This is a genomic window from Corynebacterium sp., assembly GCF_030530965.1.
Taxonomy (GTDB): Bacteria; Actinomycetota; Actinomycetes; order Mycobacteriales; family Mycobacteriaceae; genus Corynebacterium.
Genome location: NZ_JAUMTY010000018.1, coordinates 36,625 through 41,922, shown reverse-complemented (window position 1 = coordinate 41,922; position 5,298 = coordinate 36,625). Strand labels below are relative to the sequence as shown.

Annotated in this window: 3 protein-coding genes and 1 pseudogene; all 4 read right to left on the bottom strand. The window is 57.7% G+C overall.

What is annotated here, in order from left to right; translation table 11 throughout:
- The coding region (locus Q3981_RS05170) for an ammonium transporter (RefSeq protein ID WP_303124376.1) at positions 1-1,057 on the bottom strand (1,057 nt) is incomplete at its 3' end.
- 524 nt (positions 1,058-1,581) lie between these two features.
- Positions 1,582-2,484 carry a GDSL-type esterase/lipase family protein gene (locus tag Q3981_RS05165; RefSeq protein WP_221923696.1) on the bottom strand — a complete coding sequence of 301 codons (903 nt, stop codon included), beginning with the start codon at positions 2,482-2,484 and terminating at the stop codon, positions 1,582-1,584.
- A gap of 279 nt (positions 2,485-2,763) precedes the next feature.
- Positions 2,764-4,698, bottom strand: a complete 1,935-nt coding sequence (gene ftsY / locus Q3981_RS05160; RefSeq protein WP_303124372.1) for a signal recognition particle-docking protein FtsY — start codon at positions 4,696-4,698, stop codon at positions 2,764-2,766.
- Between the two features lie 72 nt (positions 4,699-4,770).
- Positions 4,771-5,298: pseudogene (locus Q3981_RS05155) on the bottom strand (hypothetical protein); the annotation flags it as partial.

Sequence of the window (5,298 nt, the reverse complement as noted above, 5' to 3'; positions counted from 1 at the left end):
GGTCTTTCGCTAGCAGACCGACGCCGATCGTTCCCCAAATACCCGACAGGAGGTGCACACCGACGACGTCTAAGGAGTCGTCAAACTTGAGTTTGTACTTGAGGCCAACTCCGTAGGCCGACACCACTCCGGCGACAGCACCGAGGATGATCGACGTGACAGGTGTCAAGTTTCCACAGGCCGGGGTGATGGCAACTAGACCAGCGACAACGCCGGATGCCGCGCCTAAGGAGGTGGCGTGTCCGTCTCGTATGCGCTCGACGGCTAGCCAGGCCATCATGGCAGCGCAGGCTGCGACCGTCGTGTTGACCCAGGCCAGAGCAGCATTGCCGTCGGCGGCGAAGGCGGAACCAGCGTTAAAGCCGAACCAGCCGAACCACAGGAACGTCGTACCGATCATGGTGAGAGGAAGGTTGTGTGGGCGCTGCGGGGCTTTCAAGAAGTCACGCGATTTGCCGACGATGAGGGCTAACACGAGGCCTGCAACACCGGCGTTGATGTGGACCACTGTTCCACCCGCGAAGTCGATCGGAGCGATTTTCGCGACTTTTTCGCCGTCGTCCATTGTCGTCCCGAATAACCATGCAGCAATGCTGTGTTCAGAATCGGACAGCAAACCGCCGCCCCACACCATGTGTGCCAAGGGGAAGAACGCGAAAGTAACCCACAGCACCGAAAACACGAGCCAGGTGGAGAATTTCACACGGTTGGCAAGCGAACCAGAGATGAGCGCTACCGTGATCACCGCGAAGGTCAGCTGGAACGCGACGTCGATAATTTCGGGGTAACCATTGCTACCCGTGGGGAATGCTCCGTCGTCGGACGGGAGAATTCCTCGCAGTCCGAAGTTGGTGAAGGGGTTGGCGAAGATGCCGCCGATGTCGCCGCTGGAATACGACATCGAGTATCCCCACAGCACATAAATAACTCCGATTGCCCCGAGAGCCCCGAATGACATCATCATCATGTTGAGGGTGGACTTTTGACGTGACATTCCGCCATAGAAAAAGGCGACGGCTGGCGTCATTAACAACACCAGGGACGCGCTAATGAGCATCCACGCGGAATTGCCAGCCGTCACACCACTCTCCGTTGCCGAAGCGGCAAGAACTACTTGGTCGACGAGCACACGAGACTCCTCTCGCAGGACTCCACGCAGGGGCTAGCAGCGCAAATGGGACATATTCGCGTGCGTCGGCGCCTCAAGCGGGAAGCCTGATTGTGGGCAGATAATTATTCGGGGCATTCACGCTCGGCACGTCGACAGTGATTGTGAGTTTTCACTCCACGGGCAAGGAGGTGATGCCTACACGAAAAGCATGGTTATCTCGTGTTTCCGACGACGCAGTGTGACGTTTCATTCGTGTGAAATAAAACCCATATTGTTTCGCTTTTGTTACGAGGGAAATGTTCGCTGGAGTATGCAGTGGGGATTTTTCACGCATCACGGCAAGGACGCGTTAGAACAGCGCGACGGAATAACAGTGCAGCGTGATTTCGGGGTACGTGATGACATACGCGAAAACCCCAGGTGATGAACCCGGGGTTATCTGTAGTGCGACAGCTTGTTAGGGCTTTAGCTTAGAGCCTGGCTGTAATCTGCTGCGCCATGTTGTCTACACCCTGGTAGGTCATGTGCATGGACATTGCAGCGTTGTTGCCGTTGGTCTCAATCAAGCCGGAAACCCAGTTTTCCCGGCCGGGAGCACATGTACTGTGTCCCACAGTTGATTCGGCCATGTCGAGGTAGGTGCCACCGTTACGCTCTGCAGCCGACGATTGCTGGCGCTTAATAATGTTGAACGCGTTCTGGAACCCGAAGCCCGGAGTGTTGAACGGACGAGCATCGCCAGCCTGAATCCAGCACATCATATTCGGATCGTCAGGCGCAGTGAGCTGGGGGTAGGACAAGAAGATCAGCTTGGCGTTCGGAGCAGCTTCACGGATGCGATGAGCAGCCTTGTCCAGCTCTGCGCCAGCTTCAGCCTCGTGAGCAGGATCCTCAGGGGTGAAGCTCCACGCGTACCCGGTCTTGTAGAAGTCATTGATACCGATCAGAATCGGAACAGCCTGGGTATTCGGGTTCAATGCTCCGCTGTCGATCGCCTTGGTCACCAAGGTATCCAGGCGATTGGGGTTCAAGTTAGTTTGAGTCGGTGCAGCGGCCAACGTCGCACCTGAACATGCGTAGTTCTCAACTTTTCGGCCCGAAATAGACTGCAGAACAGAGCCGACATCATGCTGGTCGATGGGGCAGCCGGAAGCAGCTGAACCCGTGACAGGAGCAAACCGGGGAGCGACGGGAATGGCTGCTTGAATGTGGTCATTGAGGAGAGCCAGCTGGTTTGGGGTGGCCATGTACGAATCACCCAACAGCACAATATTGGAGTCTCCCTCAGCTTCGGCTGGGTGAGCAGCTACGGCTGCACCGGCACCAACAGCAAGAACACCGACGAGGGCAGAGAGCTTTTTAGCTAAGGACATTTCACTTCTCTTCTTTTTACGGGCGGGGGAGTTTCCATGTGCCAACGCAGTTCGCTACACAACAGTGGAACTGGCCTAACACACAGAAAGGCGCCCTGGTTCAGGTGCCGCACTAGTCCGCACGGCCCACTACACAACGGCCTACAAAGTGTTTCGTTGGAACACGATATATTATTTCATCTGAAAAGCATAGGTTGCAGAATGAGCTTTTTAGGCTGACCTATTCGGGTGCTGACGCGGCCGGTTGATACTCGATCGTCGCCGGCCACGGCCATATTCTTACCCGAGCAGTGCGTCAACGAATCCCTCAACCTCGAACGGGGCTAAATCGTCGACGCCCTCCCCCAGGCCAACCATCTTCACTGGAACACCGAGTTCTTCCTGCACCTGGAAGACAATTCCGCCCTTGGCTGTGCCATCCAACTTCGTCAAGACCACACCAGTGATGTCCACTGTTTCCGCAAATATGCGGGCCTGGACCAGACCATTCTGGCCGACGGTCGCGTCGAGAACCAGAAGGACTTCGTCCACGACAGCCTTCTTTTCGACGACGCGCTTCACTTTGCCCAGCTGATCCATCAAGTTGTTCTTCGTGTGTAGCCGGCCTGCGGTGTCCAACACAACGACATCCGCGTGATCAGCGACTCCGGCAGCGACCGCGTCGAATGCGACCGATGCGGGATCAGCGCCCTCGGGACCACGCACAGTGCGGGCATTAACGCGACTCCCCCACGCTTCAAGCTGATCGGCCGCCGCGGCACGGAAGGTATCCGCAGCGCCCAAGAGCACGCTGTGGCCCATGGCCGTCAACACTCGTGCCAGCTTTCCGGCCGTCGTCGTCTTGCCCGTGCCATTCACACCAACAACGAGAATCACAGCCGGCTTGCCCTCATAAGGCATCGCGCGGATAGAGCGATCCATCTCCGGGTGGCAGGACTCGATGAGAGCCTGGCGGAGCAAAGCTCGAGCCTCCTGCTCTGACGAAACACCCTGAGAAGCGATTTTCTCCCGCAGAGAATCGACCACTTTCATCGTGGCCGCGGTACCCAGGTCCGCCATGACGAGTGTGTCTTCGACGTCTTCCCACGCATCCTCGTCAAGATCGCCGCCGCCCAGAATTCCTAAAACGCCTTTACCGATGGCGTTCTGGGAACGCGACAGCCGACCACGCAGCCGGTGAATACGACCATCGACGGGCTCGGGAGTTTCTGCGGGTTCCTCCGGCTCCGCCTCAGCTACAGCCGCGGTACCTTCATCGGTGGATTCCGCGGACGACGGGCGTTCCTCGGTGGTGCTGCTCTCGCGCGCTAGGTCAGCAGCTGCTTCCGCACCGACGGCGACCGACTGCGCTGCGGCCGCCGCCTCTTCGGCTTCGGTCTTTTCTTTCTCAGTGAGGTCGCTCTCTGAGAGCTCGCTGCTATCCGACGCCGGTTCCTGTTGTGCCGACGAGTCCTCAGCTTCGGCGTCATCTGGCTGCGCTGACGATGCAGCGACGACGGGTTCCGCGGGAGACTCTGTCTCCACGGGCTTCGAGGACGATTTAGCCTCTACCGGCTGTGCTGACGGCTCTTTCTTGTCGGCCTCAACGGCGTTCTCGCTGTCCGACGGGACCTTCGTTTCTTGTGTTTCCTTTTGGGATTCCTGATCGGCTGCCTCAGTCTTGCCGGCCGTATCAGCTTCATTAGCCTTGCCAGCCGAATCGTCGGCTTTTTCGTCGGCAGGAGGAACAACCGGCTCATCCTGCTCGCGATCAACAGTTTCCGGAGATTCCGTCACACCAGCAACGTGATCATCGGGACTCTTCGGTGCCTCGTCGGCACGACTATCGTCGGCAGGCTCAGTCGATTGAGGTGCAGCTTTTTCTGCGTGAGCACTAGTTTCTGGCTCAGCAGCCTGGTTGCTCGTCGAGGAGCTGCTTTCGGCAGAAACTGGTTCCGGTTCTTTTTTAGCCTGTTTCGTTTGCCCAAATTCACCGGCAACAACGTCGGCCTGTGACGGCTTGTGCCCCGTCGCAGGCCCGGCGGCGAAATTAAAACCGCCCTTTGCCTGGTAATTGCCCGAATCGGGACGCTTCTTCTCCTCGGTGTCACTCGCCTTACTTTCGAATGACACCGTGTTCTTTTTACGCCTGTGCAGCCCAAAAATAATGAGGAGCGCAAGGAGCACCAGGACAACAACAACGCCGACAATGGTCCACAACACAACAGGAGACATAGTGGCCATTATGTCAGCAACCGTCGCACTGTGAAGAAGGAGCCACAGGATGTCGTACTATTTGCTGCCTATTTACTTCCTTTTGTGGCCGACAACACCCAGCACCATGGCATCGGCAGAGACAATATCCCCGGCGACGAGGTCCGGCAGCATTTCAGCGACACGGGCCCACCCTGCTACTGCTTGTGGGGACAAGGCGCCCATTTTGCCTGCACCGTGGGCCTCCAAGCGCGCGGCCAAGGCAAAAACGAGAGACACGATGGGAGCCAACGCCCACCGGTTGTCGACGGATTCCGTGTCCACGCCCTCTAGGCGATCGAACCGAACACGCGCGGCCGCGTACAACTGACGATTACTGTGTCGAATCCTCTTCAGCAGTTTCGCAGCCGTGACCATGAGGTCTTCTTCGCCCAGAAGCTGAGTTAGCTCCTCCCGGTGGGAGAAGGTCTCCAACACGGCCAACAAGCGGGAGTTATCCTCGCTAATCGGCCCTGGCATGATCCCAGCACTGTCCAAGAACTGCTGCAGAATCACCTTCTGCTGAGCCTCCGGCATGCGCGCGATGTGAACAGTCGTGGGGTCCAAGCACGCGTTGTCCAA